Consider the following 13,179-nt stretch of genomic DNA (forward strand, 5'->3'; position numbering starts at 1 on the left):
AGGACTCACTCCATGGACTGATCATTCTTTGGCGGTGCCGCCACTGCGGGCGGTTCACCGTTTCAGCCGTTATTCCACGGCCTTGTTGTCGTCGATCTGAAGGAAACTCCCCCAAGGTGCTCGACACGCCTCCCGCCCCATCGGACGGGTAAAGGCTAAGCGGGGTCCGGCGGTGCAACCCCAGTGCCAAGAGCACGGATGTATCCGTTTCTGCTTACAAAAAATAAAAATAAAGTCCGCTACTTTTTGTGACTGGTCGTTCACTGATCAAAACCAGTGACCGATTGCGCCATTTGCCACCCCTGATGGCGCAATCCGCCCCTGAAGGCGCGACGCAGACACATCGGCCTTTTTCGCCCAATAGCTCGAAGCGATAAGCCAGACGTCGATCAATTTCGATAGGTAACAAAAAGGTGTTACCAACAAAAGTTGGTAACACCTTTTCGAACCCGACAGGCGCCCCTGGACCGGGGCGCGGAGGGAGGGTTAAGCGAGGCTCTTGCTGACCACTTCGTATACATCGCTGGACAGTTCGCCGGACGCCAGGATGCGTTCCAGCTCGGCCTTCATCAGCGCCTGGCGTTCAGGCGCGTACTTGCGCCAGCGGGTCAGCGGCGTCAGCAGGCGCGAGGCGATCTGCGGGTTGAGCGCATTGAGGGTGATGATCTGGTCAGCCAGGAAGCGGTAGCCGGCACCGTCGGCGCGGTGGAAGTTCACCGCGTTCTGGTTAGCGAAGGCACCGATCAGCGCGCGGATCTTGTTCGGGTTCTTCAGGGTGAAGGCCGCATGCTTCATCAGCTCCTGCACGCGCTCCAGCCCACCCGGCAGGGTGCAGCCGGCCTGGACGCTGAACCACTGGTCCATCACCAGCGGGTCGTCCTTGAAGTAGTCGGCGAACATCGCCAGCGCCTCGCCCTTCTCGCTGTCGAACTGCGAATTGACCAGCACGGCCAGCGCGGTCAGGCGCTCGGTCATGTTGTCGCAATCCTTGTACTGCTCCTGGCAGGCGGCGAGCACTTCGGCCTTGCCGCTCTGCATCAGGTAGGACAGGGAAATGTTCTGCAGGCTGCGGCGGGCGATGTGCGAGGCTTCGGCAACGTAGGCGGTCTCGCGGGACTGCTTGCGGTTGGCCTGGTAGCGTTCCCACAGCGGCTCGTGCAGCGCCGCGCCGATCTGCTGGCGGGCGAATTCGCGGGCGGCGTGGATGGCCTCGACGTCGGCCACTTCGCTGATCTCGGTGAGGTAGGCCTCGCTGGGCAGCGAAAGCATCTCGGCGACCATGGCCTGGTCCAGCCCGGTGTCCAGCAGCAGGGTGAGCAAGGCGGTGATCAGGCGTGCGTCCAGAACCAGCTTCTCGCCACGCTGGTGCTGGCCGATCAGTTCCTGCAGCACCTGCACGGACAGCTGCTGGCCGGCTTCCCAGCGGTTGAAGCCATCCTCGTCGTGCTGCATGAGGAACATCAGCTGGTCGCGGTCGTAGGGGAAGCTCAGCTTCACCGGCGCGGAGAAACCGCGCAGCAGCGACGGCAGCGGCTTCTCGGCCAGGCCGACGAAGGTGAAGGACTGTTCGGCTTCGGTGACCTGCAGCACGCGGTCGCTGCCGTGGGCGTGCTCTTCGCCCTGCAGGCGCAGCGGCAGGGCGTTGCCGAGCTTGTCGATCAGGCCCATCTGCACCGGGATGACGAAGGGCTGCTTCTCGCTCTGCCCCGGCGTCGCCGGGCAGCTCTGGCGGAAGGTCAGGGTGTAGCTCTGTGCGGCGGCGTCGAAGCGCTCCTCCACCGCCAGGCGCGGGGTGCCGGCCTGGCTGTACCAGCGCTTGAACTGGGTGAGGTCGACGCCGTTGGCGTCTTCCATGGCCTTGACGAAATCGTCGCAGGTCACGGCCTGGCCGTCATGGCGCTCGAAGTACAGGTCGGTGCCCTTGCGGAAGCCATCGGCGCCCAGCAGGGTGTGGATCATCCGCACCACTTCCGAGCCCTTCTCGTAGACGGTCAGGGTGTAGAAGTTGGAAATCTCGATGAAGGAGTCCGGGCGCACCGGATGCGCCATGGGGCCGGCGTCCTCGGCGAACTGGTTGGTGCGCAGGAAGGCCACGTCCTCGACGCGCTTGACGGTGCGCGAGTTCATGTCGGCGGAGAACTCGCTGTCGCGGAATACGGTGAAGCCTTCCTTGAGCGACAGCTGGAACCAGTCGCGGCAGGTCACGCGGTTGCCCGACCAGTTGTGGAAGTACTCGTGGGCGACCACGCCTTCGACGCGCTGGTGCGCAGCGTCGGTGGCAGTCTCGGCCTTGGCCAGCACGCAACTGGAGTTGAAGATGTTGAGGCCCTTGTTCTCCATGGCGCCCATGTTGAAGTCGTTGACCGCGACGATCATGAAGATGTCCAGGTCGTACTCGCGGCCGTAGACCTTCTCGTCCCAGCGCATCGAGTTCTTCAGGCTGTCCATGGCGTGCTGGACCTTGTCGATGTTTTCCGGCTCGACGTAGATGCGCAGGGTGACGTCGCGCTCGCTCATGGTGTTGAACTGGTCTTCGACGCACCAGAGATCACCGGCGACCAGGGCGAACAGGTACGCCGGCTTCTTGAACGGGTCCTGCCAGGTCGCCCAGTGGCGGCCGCCCTCTTCCGAACCGCTGGCCACCGGGTTGCCGTTGGACAGGAGCACCGGGTACTGGTGCTGCTCGGCCGACAGCGTGGTGGTGAAGCTGCTCATCACGTCGGGGCGGTCGAGGTAGTAGGTGATCTTGCGGAAGCCTTCGGCCTCGCACTGGGTGCAGAACATCTTGCCGGACTTGTACAGGCCTTCCAGCGCGGTGTTGCTTTCCGGGTGGATGCGCACGGTGCTGTCGACGGTGAAGCTCTTCGCCGTCGGCTGCAGGGTCAGGTGGTTGTCGTCGAGCTGGTACTGGCCGGCTTCCAGGGCCTGGTCGTCCAGCGCCACCGACAGCAGCTCCAGCTGCTGGCCGTCGAGCACCAGCGGCGGCAGGCCGTCGCCGCGCTCCGGGTTGCGGCGCATCACCAGCTGGGCGTGGACCAGGGTGTGGTCCTCGTACAGCTCGAAGGTCAGGTTGGTCTCGTCGATCAGGTACTCGGGCGCCTGATAATCCTTGAGGTGGATGACTTTCGGTTGCTCGGTACGCATGGCTTCTGGCCCCTTGGCAAACGGCGGCCCCGATGGGCCGGCCGGAGGAATACTGACTCTAGCGATTGGCAACGGCGCGGGCGAGTCGGGCACGCATCCATCCAGGATGCGTGTCTCTCTAGATGCGTGCTCCGGGCCGGAAATTCAATGGAGTTGCGCTCAGGCGCTGATCGCCAGCTGGTACGCGGAGAACTTGCGCACGTTGATCACCCCGGTATCGAAGATCAGGTACTGGCCCTTGATCCCCTGCAGGGTACCCTCGACCACCGGCGTCTTGTCCAGGTCGAAGCTGGTGATCTTGGCCAGGTAGGCTTCCACCGGGTAGCGGATCTCGATGGGCTGCATGTCGACCACCGGCTGGATCGCCTGCAGGCCGAAGCGCTGCTGCAGGGCGACGATGCCCTCGGCGCAGGCGTCGAAGATCTGCTCGCGGATGGCGACCAGGTCCAGCGGCTCGGCCTCGCCCTTGAGCAGCGCGCGCCAGTTGGTGCGGTCGGCGACCTGGCTGCGCAGCAGGTCCTCGACGAAACCGGACTGCTGGCGGGTCGCCACGCGCATGATCGGCAGCGCCTGGCGCGCGCCCTGGTCGATCCAGCGGGTCGGCACCTGGGTGGCGCGGGTGATGCCCACCTTGGCCCCCGAGGAGTTGGCCAGGTAGACCACGTGATCGGTCATGCAGAAGCGCTCGCCCCACTCCGGATCGCGGCAGGAGCCGTCCTCGAAGTGGCACTTCTCCGGGCTCATGATGCAGCTGTCGCACTGCGCCAGCTTGGTGAAGCACGGGTAGCAGTAGCCCTGGGCGAAGCTCTTTTTGGTCTTGCGAGCGCAGTGGCTGCAGAAGATTTCGCCCAGGTACTCCAGGCGCACCGTCCTGCCGATCAGCGGGTTGACCGGGACCTCTGTGTCGCCCAGGCGGAAGCTGTACTGCACGGGGTTTTCCAGGCGCGCCGACATCTTGTCCAGGGCGCCACGTCCAAGCTCCTGCATCAGTGCAGCGAGTTGGAGGAGAAGATCATGTTCGGGATCGGCTCGGCGTGGGAAGCGCATTCCTGCGGCCCCATGTAGCCAGTGCGCTGGTCCTCGGGCAGGTTGTCGATCTCCCAGGCGATCATCGCCTGCAACGACAGCTCCTTCTGCTCCTGGGACAGCTTGCGGCCATCCGGCCACTTGCCGATCTCCACGGCCAGCTTGAGGCTCTCGTAGATTTCGGGGGTGATGTTCTCGATCATTTCGGCGAAGGACGACATGGGCCGGCTCCTGCAGGGGAAAAACGAAGCCGGCATTCTACCGGGCGAACGCCCGGCGCGCACGAACGCCGGTCAAATGGCGGGCTTTCCTGTAGGAGCGAGCTTGCGCCAGCGTGCGAGGATCAATTCGTGGGATGGGTGGAGCCTAAGCGATACCCATGCTGTTGTTGCACGGATCGATGGGTATCGCTGCGCTCCACACCATCCTACGAAGCGCTGGAGCGACGCCGCGCCAGCAGTCCGCCGATCAATCCGCTCAGGCAACCCGCCACCAGGCCGCCGACATGGGCGCCGTTGGCGATGGAACCAAAGCCCAGCAGGTCGATCACGCCCGACAGGCACACCAGCAGCCAGATCAGCATCATCGCCACCACACCCTTGGGCAGGTGGTAGGCCGGCGTCGGCGCCAGGCGCTGGAAGATCCAGCAGTGGCCGAGCAGGCCGTAGAGCACGCCGGACAAGCCGCCGAACAGGCTCGCCCCGCCCCAGCTGTACTGCACCAGGTTGGCCACTAGACCGAAGCCCAGGCTCAGCCCCAGCAGCAGCCACGGCCCCTGGCGGTACTCGATGCGTCGGCCCAGCTCCCAATACCACATGGCGTTCATCGCCAGGTGCAGCCAGCCGAAGTGGATCAGCATCGGCGTGAACAGGCGCCACCACTGGCCCTGCGCCAGCGAGTCGGAGAGCGGATAGAACAGCGCGCGATCCTCGCCGACCAGCTGGAAATTCTGGAAGGTGAACCAGCGCAGGGTCTCCGGTGAAGTGCCGAGCAGGGTGATGGCGGCCACCACGAAGGTCACCAGCAACACCGCGGCGGTCATCCGGCTCATCTTCAACTGCTGCAGGAAGCCCGGCCCACGACGCTGCGGCTCGGCCTGCAGGGTGAACTGCGGGTCGCCCTGCGGATAGCGCTCATACAAGGTGCGGACCTGCTCCGCCAGTTGCGCATTGGGCACCCAGAGTACCTGCTCGCCGGACTCCTCGCTGACCCGGAACGGCACGTTCAGCCGTTGCAGCAGGGTGACGAACTGGCCCAGGTCGACCGCCGCCGGCAGTCGCATCGCTTCGATCGCGCTCACTCATCGCCCTCCGGCCGCTTCACATCCACCCACACGAACTTGTCGCGCTCCAGGCGCTGCTCGTTGTCCAGCCGGTAGGCCGCGAGCTTGCCGTACATCACCGCGCTGTAGTCCAGGCAGGCGAGGTTCGGGCGGATCGGCGCGGGCGTGCCGCGCCGCCAGTAATGGCCGACGAACAGCAGCGGCTCGTTGGCGCCGTAGGTCAGCAGGCGCGATTTCTGTTCCTCGCTCAGGCGCTCGCTGGCCACTTCGTCGGGCAGTGCGTCGGGCTGGAATACGATATCGCCGTAGGTTTCCGGCGCGCGGTCCTCTGCCCAGAACTTGGTGCGGAACGCCGAGCGGGTGAAGCCGTCGCTGCCGGTCAGCGTCATGCCGTTGGGCAGGCGCATGTCGGTACCGCGCAGCAGGCGATCGCAGGCCTGCTGGGCGAAACTGCCGGGTTCGGCTGTGGCCTTGAGGAAGGCCTCGTCGATGCGGCCATCATGGAACTGCTGGCGCAGCGTATCGATCACGCCGTGGTCCCAGCAGGCATGGACCATGCGGAAACGCCCGGCATCGAGGAACAGCGGCATCTCCTGGAACCAGCCGAGGAAGTCGCGCCAGTCCGCCGGGTGGCCCTCGAACTGCTCCAGGGTTTCCTTGATCAATCGGGCATGGCGCGGCGTGTGCTCGCGCACGTACTGGCGACCGCTGCCGGGCGCGGCCGGCATGGACCAGCCCAGGGCGTTGAACTCATGGTTGCCCATGATGCACAGCGCCTCGCCGGCGGCGACCATGTCGTGCACCCGATGCAACGCCTCGCGGATGCGCGGGCCACGGTCGATGATGTCGCCGAGGAACAGCGCCTGGCGCCGCCCGTGCCGCCACACGCCGCCCTGCAGCCGATAGCCGAGGCGCTCCAGCAGGTGGTCGAGGGTGTGTGCGCAGCCGTGGATGTCGCCGATCAGGTCGTAGCCGCGTGACGGGTCGAGTTCCATCACTCGCTGCTCCCGAGGCGGCTGCCCCAGCCCAGCTTGGTCCGGCAGACCTCGTAGTAGTTGTGGTCGATGGGGTGGATCAGGCGCAGTTTCTGCGGCTTCTTGCTCACCGTGACGGTATCGCCCGGCGCGCAGGTGAAGTGGTTCTGGCCGTCGCAGGAGACCTGCGGGTAGATCTGCATGTTCGGCGAGACGACGATCTTCAGCTCGCTGTTGCCGTCCACCACGATGGGCCGGCTGGAGAGCATGTGCGGGTACATCGGCACCACCACGATGGCATCCAGCTTGGGATGCATGATCGGCCCACCGGCGGACAGCGCGTAGGCGGTGGAGCCGGTCGGGGTGGCGACGATCAGGCCGTCGGCCTTCTGGCTGCAGACGAACTGGCCGTCGATGTACAGCTCGAACTCGATCATCCGCGTGGATTTGCCAGGGTGCAGCACCACGTCGTTCAGCGCGTCGCCCTGGCCGATGGATTCGCCGTGGCGGCGCACCAGGGCATCGAGCAGGAAGCGGCTCTCGACGATGTACTGGCCGCCCAGTACTTCGGCGACTTTCGTTTCCAGCTCGTCGGGGCGGATGTCTGTAAGGAAGCCCAGGCTGCCGCGGTTGATCCCCAGCACCGGCACCTTGTGGCGTGCCAGGGCGCGGGCGGCGCCGAGCATGCTGCCGTCGCCGCCGACGACTATCACCAGGTCGCAGATCTCGCCCATGATCTTCCGCGAGCAGGTCTGCAGGCCGTGGCCGGGCAGGACCTCGGCGATGGTGTCCTCGAGGATCACATGCAGGTGGCGCTCGGTGAGGAATTTCTTCAGCCGACGGATGGTTTCCAGGACCTGGGTGCTGCCCAGGCGGCCGATGATGCCGATATTGCGAAAGGGTTCCATGGGACTCCGGACGGCGTTGCGCTACTCGAATGGCGGAATTATGGGCGAAACGCGGAAGCAGCGGCAAACCGCAGCTTGGCCGGAGCGCGGGCAAAGCGGCTAGGCTTCCCGCATGACCGACTTCACCGCCCTGCTCGAAGAGCTGCTGATCGGCCTGCGCCAGCCGCAGGTCCGCGACCTCGCCTGGACGCTGCTCTCGCCGCCCCTGCTGCAGCCCGGCAGTCCGGCCCTGCGCCACCCGCTGGCGGCCAGCCGCTGGCACTCGCAACCCGCGCGCCTGGCCGATTGGCTGCGCGCCCAGGAGCAGTCGCCGGACGAGTTGCTGGAACAACTGCAGGCTGCTCCGCACCAGCGCCTGGGTCGCTACTACGAGCGCCTCTGGCAATACGCCCTGGAGCGCGCGCCGGACCTGCGCCTGCTGGCAGCCAACCTGCCGGTGCGCGACAACGGCCAGACCCTCGGCGAGCTGGACCTGCTGCTGCAGGACGACGAGGGCCTGCACCACCTGGAACTGGCCATCAAGCTCTACCTGGGCCCCAGCGACGACGGTCCCGACTCCTGGCTCGGGCCGGGCGCCGAGGACCATCTGCTGCGCAAGGTAGAACACTTCTACCAGCACCAGCTGCCGCTTTCGGCCACGCCCGAAGGGCTGGCAGTGGTGCGCCAGTTCAGCGACGCCAGCCCGACGCCCGGACTCTGGCTGGGTGGCTACCTGTTCTACTCCTGGCCGACGCCCTGCCCGCCGCCCGCCGGCTCCAGCAACACCCACCTGCGCGGGCGCTGGCTGCACCGCCACGCCTGGCCCACCTACCAGGCACAGAACCCGCAGGGCTGGCAGGTGCTGTCACGCAAGCACTGGCTGGCCCCGGCAGCCGAAGACGCCTGCTGGAGCGAAGCCCGATTCGCCGAGTGGCTGGCAGGACTGCCGGATGACGGTTTCCCGCAGATGCTGGTGCGCCTGGAGCCGCAGCAAGGCCGCTGGCGTGAGCAGGAAAGGCTGTTCCTGGTGGGCGACCGCTGGCCGCGGGTCCACAGCGGCTATTCGCGCTGAGCGGCCAGCGACTGCAACTGCTCTTCCAGCGCCCGGCGCCCCTGCAGGCCGCCGCTGTGGATGGCGACGATACGCGTGCCGTGGGCGATGCGTCCGGCGACGATCTCATCGTGCAGCGCCAGCAGCAGCTTGCCGGTGTACAGCGGCTCCAGCGGTACGCCACATTCGGCTTCGGTCGCCAGAATGAAGCGGGCCAGCGCCGCGTCGATTCTGGCGAATCCGCCGCGGCTGGCGTCGATCAGGCGATAGCCGCTGTCAGTACCCCCCGCTTCCAGCAGCAACTCGGGCACCTGGGTCTCGACGCCGTGCCCCGCAGGCACCGCCATGGCGCCGACCACCGGATGCGCACCGCCCTCACCCAGTACCAGGCCGGCCAGGGTCGTGCCGGTGCCGCAAGCCACCCAGAGTTGTTGATAGTCGTCCCAACCGATATCCCCCAGTTGCCGGCGAATCTGCTCCACCAGCGGCGCGCAGCCCTGCGCACCGGGCAGTCCACCGCCGCCCTCACCCACCGCGAGCAGCTGGGGATAGCGTTCCTGCCAGGGTGACCAGAAATTCGCCTCATGGCGCCGGCGATAGCCGCCATAGCCCAGCCAGTGCAGCTGCATGCCCAGCTGGCGCAGGTCGGCGACGGTGGGATTGTCCTGCTCTTCCCCGCGCAGCAGTCCGACGGTTTCGAAGCCGAAGCGCGCGCCGGCTGCCGCCACCGCATGCAGGTGATTGGAATGGGCGCCGCCCAGGGTCATCACGCCGTCCAGGCCGAGATCGGCGGCCTGCTTCAGGTAAGGCGCAAGCTTGAACCACTTGTTGCCGCAGACCTGCACGTCGACGAGGTCCAGGCGCAACAGCGCCAGCTCAATGCCGGCGCAGTCGAGCCAATCCAGGTGCAAGCGCTGTAGCGGTGCTGCGGGGCGCCAGTCGGGGAAGCGCCAGGCTCCCCGATCAGCCAGTGGTGACGCTGCGCAGCCGGCCGGCGGTCTTGTGCCGAGTGCAGCAGTTGCTGTCGCCTTCGACGAAGCGGCCAGGGGTTTCCACGCGGTCGATGGGCATGGCACAGCGCTCGCCGTTGGACAGTCGTCCTTCGCAGGCGGGTTGCTGGTAATGGGCGAGCCAGGCGCGGTACTGGTCTTCGGCGACGAAGCACTTGGCGGCGGCGTACGCCATGGGGTTTTCCTGGTAACGGGCGACATCCTGCAGGGACAGGGTCAGATGACCGGCGCCGGGATGGTACACCACGAAGATCACCCCGAGGGCGGACAGCTGTTCCAGCGCCGAAGCCTCGTTGGCCTTGGCGCTCAGCCCCTCCAGCTCCTGGCGCAGGCTTTGGGCGCTCTGCTGCAGCTGGCCGGCCAGTTCGCGCAGTTGTGCGGTCTCATCGCGCAGTTGCCCGGCTTCCTGGCGCAGCTGCTGGTTTTCCTGCTGCAGCTGCTGGTCGAGCTCGTTGCGATAGCCCAGCTCGACGTCACGGACAGCCAGCTGTTCCTTGTAGCGAGCCTCCAGGCTGGCCACGCGGGTGCGCGATTCTTCCTCGATCTGCTGGCGCAGCTGCTCCAGCTCGTCGCGGCCGCTCTGCTCGATATGTCGCAGCTGCGCCGTCAGCTCCTCGCGGCCGCGCTGGAACCCATTGGCCTGGCCATCCAGTTCGCGGCGCAGGCCTGCGTTGATCTCTTCCTCGCGCTTGAGGCCCTCGCGCAGGGCGGCGAGTTCGGCCTGCAGCACCTGGACCTGCTCCTGCGCGCCGAGCTTCAGGCGGCTGAGTTCCTCCTCGTGCTGCTGGCTGATCTGCGACAGACGCGTCTCGTGCTGGCCGAGCAGGTCAGCGGTCTTCTGCTGGTGCTCCTGGAGCATGGCGCGGGCGAGCTTCTCGGCCTCCTCGCGGGATTCCTCGGCGGGGGCATACCACTGGTGCTCGTCGGCCATCTGCAGGCGCTCGAGCTCCACCGCGGCGGGCTCCTCTTCCACCAGCAGGCCGAGGTGGTTGCGCTTGACCGCTTCGCGCAACTGCACCAGATGATTCCTGCCGGCTTCCAGGGTCGGGTCCCACAGGTGCATCTGATGCCAGGACACCGGGCACTGGCTACGGCAGGCCAGGCGGATGGGCCCGGCGCCCATGTCCGGACCACGCCCGGCGCGGTCGGCGAGATTGCGCAGCGGCAGGTTCCAGCCACGATCGGCTTCGCCCTTCTCGTCGAAATCCAGGTAGAAGAACACCACCGCCTTGACCAGCAGGCGCGGGTTGATCAGCACGTAGGCCAGCTGCATCTGCTGATCGGCGTACTCCGGCATCTGCACGACGTTGTCGAGCAGCGCCTCGAACTCGGGATAGAGCATTTCCTTGCAGACGCCATGGTCATTGAAGAAGACCACGGCTTCCACCATCTGAGGCTTCTTCTGCATGCTCATGGATTGACCTCTGGGCGGGTGCGGGAGGAAGTCTGGAGAAAGGAGCTGTCAGAAATGCAGCGCCCGGACAGCCGGAAAATACCGACATCCGGGCAAGTCTAGGGGAATTGATGTCGCAGGCAATGTGACTCGGTTGGCACCGGCCCCGGCGGTCGCGCCGGGCGGTTGACTGGCTGGATAATTCTGTGACGCGGTTGGATTTTCCAGAGGGTTTCCAGGCCCGGAAGGGAACTTTTCCGGGCCCGGTTTTGCGACCTGGGTCTCAGCCGACCCAGGTCGCAACCCCATCAGATCTCGGCGGCCAGGCGCGAGCCCTGGTTGATGGCGCGCTTGGCATCCAGCTCGGCCGCCACGTCGCCCCCCCCGATCAGGTGCACGCTCTGGCCGGCGGCGACCAGGCCGTCGTGCAGTTCGCGCAGCGGGTCCTGGCCGGCGCAGACGATCACGCTGTCCACCGGCAGCACCTGCGGCTCGCCGCCGGCGATGCTGATGTGCAGGCCGTCGTTGTCGACCTTGAGGTACTCGACGCTGTTGAGCATCTGCACCTGCTTGTTCTTCAGGCCCGTGCGGTGGATCCAGCCGGTGGTCTTGCCCAGGCCGTCGCCGACCTTGGATTTCTTGCGCTGCAGCAGGAACACCTGGCGCGCCGCAGCATGCGGATGGGCCTGGATGCCGGCGATGCCACCACGGGCTTCCAGCTTCTCGTCGATGCCCCACTCCTGCCAGAACGCGTGGCGATCCAGGCTGGTGGACTCGCCGCCGTGGGTGATGAACTCGGAGACGTCGAAGCCGATGCCGCCGGCGCCGATCACCGCGGCGCTGTGGCCGACCGGCTTGCGTTCGAGGATGGCGTCCAGGTAGCTGATCACCTTGGCGTTGTCGATGCCCGGAATGGCCGGGGTGCGCGGCACGATGCCGGTGGCGAGGATGATCTCGTCGAAACCGCCCTTGACCAGGTCATCGACGCTGACGCGGGTGTTCAGCTGCAGGTTCACCCCGGTGGTTTCCACCTTGCGCTTGAAGTAGCGCAGGGTCTCGTAGAACTCTTCCTTGCCCGGCACGCGCTTGGCGACGTTGAACTGGCCGCCGATCTCGCTGGCGGAATCGAACAGGGTCACCTCGTGGCCACGCTCGGCCGCCACGGTGGCGGCGGACAGGCCAGCGGGGCCGGCGCCGACCACGGCGATCTTCTTCACGTGGGTGGTCGGGATGTAGTTCAGCTCGGTCTCGTGGCAGGCGCGCGGGTTCACCAGGCAGCTGGTCAGCTTGCCGCCGAAGGTGTGGTCCAGGCAGGCCTGGTTGCAGCCGATGCAGGTGTTGATCTCGTCGGCACGGCCTTCGGCGGCCTTGTTGACGAAGTCCGGGTCGGCGAGGAACGGCCGGGCCATGGAGACCATGTCGGCGTCGCCTTCGGCCAGTACCTGATCGGCGACTTCCGGGGTGTTGATGCGGTTGGTGGTACACAGCGGGATGCTGACTTCGCCGCGCAGCTTGGCGGTGACCTTGGTGAAGGCCGCACGCGGCACCTTGGTGGCGATGGTCGGGATGCGCGCTTCGTGCCAGCCGATGCCGGTGTTGATGATGGTGGCGCCGGCCTGCTCGATGGCCTTGGCCAGCAGGACGACCTCGTCCCAGGTGCTGCCGCCTTCCACCAGGTCGAGCATCGACAGGCGGTAGATGATGATGAAATTCGGACCCACGGCCTCGCGCACGCGGCGGACGATTTCCACCGGCAGGCGCATGCGGTTCTCGTAGCTGCCGCCCCAGCGGTCGGTACGGTGGTTGGTGTGGGCGACCAGGAACTGGTTGATGAAGTAGCCTTCCGAACCCATGATTTCGACGCCGTCGTAACCGGCCACCTGGGCCAGGGCGGAGCAGTTGACGAAGTCGGCGATCTGCTTCTCGATGCCCTCTTCATCCAGCTCGCGCGGCTTGAACGGGTTGATCGGCGCCTGGATGGCACTGGGGGCGACGGACTTGGGGCTGTAGGCGTAACGACCGGCGTGAAGGATCTGCATGCAGATCTTGCCGCCCGCCTCGTGCACCGCCTGGGTGACGATCTTGTGCTTCTCGGCTTCCTCGACAGTGGTCAGCTTGGCCGCACCGGAGTACACGCCGCCTTCATCGTTCGGGCCGATGCCGCCGGTGACCATCAGGCCGACGCCGCCACGGGCGCGCTCGGCGAAATAGGCCGCCATGCGCTCGAAGCCCTGGGGCTTCTCTTCCAGACCGGTGTGCATGGAGCCCATCAGGGTACGGTTGCGCAGGGTGGTGAAGCCCAGGTCCAGCGGCTCGAGCAGGTGTGGATAAGTGGCGGTCATGATTCCTCCGGCATTCACGATGATGCCGCGCCCTCAGCCTGCGGAACGGCGAGGCATGGGGCGCGGTCGG

At 66.3% G+C, this 13,179-nt stretch carries 10 protein-coding genes; 1 reads left to right on the forward strand and 9 read right to left on the reverse strand.

The window, feature by feature from the left end; translation table 11 throughout:
• Positions 1 to 486 precede the first annotated feature (486 nt).
• From pepN to HNP46_RS12235, 6 genes are all read right to left on the reverse strand, one after another.
• Positions 487 to 3,144 (reverse strand): aminopeptidase N, encoded by a 2,658-nt coding sequence (gene pepN, locus HNP46_RS12210; RefSeq protein WP_184589210.1) that lies wholly within the window; start codon positions 3,142 to 3,144, stop codon positions 487 to 489.
• A 159-nt stretch (positions 3,145 to 3,303) separates the two neighbouring features.
• On the reverse strand, positions 3,304 to 4,131 hold the full coding sequence (locus tag HNP46_RS12215; protein ID WP_184589212.1) for a DUF2797 domain-containing protein: 828 nt from the start codon (positions 4,129 to 4,131) through the stop codon (positions 3,304 to 3,306).
• Complete coding sequence (locus HNP46_RS12220; RefSeq protein WP_184589214.1) at positions 4,131 to 4,391, reverse strand: YeaC family protein; 261 nt, start codon at positions 4,389 to 4,391, stop codon at positions 4,131 to 4,133. Before HNP46_RS12220 ends, HNP46_RS12215 begins: the two co-directional genes overlap by 1 nt.
• 206 nt (positions 4,392 to 4,597) lie before the next feature.
• Positions 4,598 to 5,470, reverse strand: coding sequence for a rhomboid family intramembrane serine protease (locus tag HNP46_RS12225; protein ID WP_184589216.1), 873 nt, complete (start codon positions 5,468 to 5,470; stop codon positions 4,598 to 4,600).
• A complete protein-coding gene (locus tag HNP46_RS12230; protein WP_184589218.1) occupies positions 5,467 to 6,447 on the reverse strand; it encodes a metallophosphoesterase in 981 nt (326 codons plus the stop codon). Before HNP46_RS12230 ends, HNP46_RS12225 begins: the two co-directional genes overlap by 4 nt.
• Positions 6,447 to 7,334, reverse strand: a complete 888-nt coding sequence (locus HNP46_RS12235; RefSeq protein ID WP_017519352.1) for an NAD(+) kinase — start codon at positions 7,332 to 7,334, stop codon at positions 6,447 to 6,449. The genes HNP46_RS12230 and HNP46_RS12235 overlap by 1 nt, the downstream gene beginning before the upstream one ends.
• A gap of 112 nt (positions 7,335 to 7,446) precedes the next feature.
• On the opposite strand from HNP46_RS12235, the gene HNP46_RS12240 reads away from it, so the two are divergent.
• On the forward strand, positions 7,447 to 8,385 hold the full coding sequence (locus tag HNP46_RS12240) for a DUF1853 family protein (protein WP_184589220.1): 939 nt from the start codon (positions 7,447 to 7,449) through the stop codon (positions 8,383 to 8,385).
• Here the strand turns inward: HNP46_RS12240 and HNP46_RS12245 are convergent.
• The 3 genes from HNP46_RS12245 to HNP46_RS12255 all read right to left on the reverse strand — a co-directional run bounded on the left by HNP46_RS12245 (position 8,373) and on the right by HNP46_RS12255 (position 13,109).
• Positions 8,373 to 9,275, reverse strand: coding sequence for a 1-aminocyclopropane-1-carboxylate deaminase/D-cysteine desulfhydrase (locus HNP46_RS12245; protein ID WP_260403158.1), 903 nt, complete (start codon positions 9,273 to 9,275; stop codon positions 8,373 to 8,375). The genes HNP46_RS12240 and HNP46_RS12245 overlap by 13 nt on opposite strands.
• Positions 9,276 to 9,327: 52 nt before the next feature.
• On the reverse strand, positions 9,328 to 10,788 hold the full coding sequence (locus tag HNP46_RS12250; RefSeq protein WP_184589223.1) for a chromosome partitioning protein ParA: 1,461 nt from the start codon (positions 10,786 to 10,788) through the stop codon (positions 9,328 to 9,330).
• A 287-nt stretch (positions 10,789 to 11,075) separates the two neighbouring features.
• Entirely contained in the window at positions 11,076 to 13,109 is a 2,034-nt protein-coding gene (locus HNP46_RS12255; RefSeq protein ID WP_184589225.1) for an NADPH-dependent 2,4-dienoyl-CoA reductase, read from the reverse strand.
• Positions 13,110 to 13,179: the final 70 nt, after the last annotated feature.

It is taken from the genome of Pseudomonas nitroreducens, from assembly GCF_014204515.1.
GTDB classification, from domain to species: Bacteria; Pseudomonadota; Gammaproteobacteria; order Pseudomonadales; family Pseudomonadaceae; genus Pseudomonas; species Pseudomonas nitritireducens_A.

Excerpts from the sequence above, each read along its gene's own strand:
- pepN (WP_184589210.1), bottom strand. The coding sequence starts at position 3,144 with ATGCGTACCGAGCAACCGAAAGTCATCCACCTCAAGGATTATCAGGCG.
- HNP46_RS12215 (WP_184589212.1), bottom strand. The coding sequence starts at position 4,131 with ATGCAGGAGCTTGGACGTGGCGCCCTGGACAAGATGTCGGCGCGCCTG.
- HNP46_RS12220 (WP_184589214.1), bottom strand. The coding sequence starts at position 4,391 with ATGTCGTCCTTCGCCGAAATGATCGAGAACATCACCCCCGAAATCTAC.
- HNP46_RS12230 (WP_184589218.1), bottom strand. The coding sequence starts at position 6,447 with ATGGAACTCGACCCGTCACGCGGCTACGACCTGATCGGCGACATCCAC.
- HNP46_RS12235 (WP_017519352.1), bottom strand. The coding sequence starts at position 7,334 with ATGGAACCCTTTCGCAATATCGGCATCATCGGCCGCCTGGGCAGCACC.
- HNP46_RS12240 (WP_184589220.1), top strand. The coding sequence starts at position 7,447 with ATGACCGACTTCACCGCCCTGCTCGAAGAGCTGCTGATCGGCCTGCGC.
- HNP46_RS12250 (WP_184589223.1), bottom strand. The coding sequence starts at position 10,788 with ATGAGCATGCAGAAGAAGCCTCAGATGGTGGAAGCCGTGGTCTTCTTC.
- HNP46_RS12255 (WP_184589225.1), bottom strand. The coding sequence starts at position 13,109 with ATGACCGCCACTTATCCACACCTGCTCGAGCCGCTGGACCTGGGCTTC.